The organism is Aminobacter sp. P4_D5 (assembly GCF_056401815.1).
The window spans coordinates 1-693 of sequence record NZ_JBFUIP010000760.1 but is presented as its reverse complement, the minus strand read 5'-3'; the positions used below and the strand labels follow the sequence as shown (position 1 = coordinate 693).

At 59.3% G+C, this 693-nt stretch carries 1 protein-coding gene; it reads left to right on the top strand.

Annotation, left to right across the window (positions count from 1 at the left end):
• The coding region (locus AC1DWF_RS34825; protein ID WP_476843037.1) for a hypothetical protein at positions 1 to 483 on the top strand (483 nt) is incomplete at its 5' end.
• Positions 484 to 693: the final 210 nt, after the last annotated feature.

Here is a 693-nt window from a genome sequence, read left to right as displayed (position 1 = left end):
CTGAATCCCATGTCCGAAAAAAATGTGATCCAGCGAGCCCTAGCCCGGCGTGATGCGCTCCGAGTCGAGCTAGCCAAGGTCGAGCAGTTCATTGAGATGTATAATGCTCTGATCGCGGCTGGGTCGGGTTGGGTAGCCGCCCCTGAGAACATCCCCCCCGACGCCGCTCAAGAGCCTGCTCCACTCACCCCCGTTCGGGCAAAGAAGCAGCCTGCGGCGGCAACGAAGGACATAGTCGAGATGGCGGAGAAGGCCATTCTGGAGGCCGGGCACCCGATGCAACGCGGTCAGCTGGTAGAGTGGATCGAGCGGCATGGCATGGCAATCAATAGTTCTGACAAGCCGCGATACATCGGCACGATCCTCTGGCGGAACCAAGGCCGCTTTCAGAACATCGAGGGCCAGGGCTACTGGCTAGTGGGTCGCCCCCTGCCGGATACGGATGCGTCTCTTTTCACGAATGAGCGGGATCAAGCCGCCTGATAGAAACGGCCCCGATCCTCTCAGGAGGGGGTCGTTTCTGCCTTGCTGCTTCAAGGGGATAAACTCCAAGTCTTAAGGCCGCACGTCCGGGGGCGGGGCGCCGCCGTCATTGGCTGAATTTTCTTGATTTGTTCTTGATTTTTTTCCTATTCTGAACCAATGGCCTCCCCCTCCGCATCCCCCACAACCCCCTCTCCGATGCGGAATGGC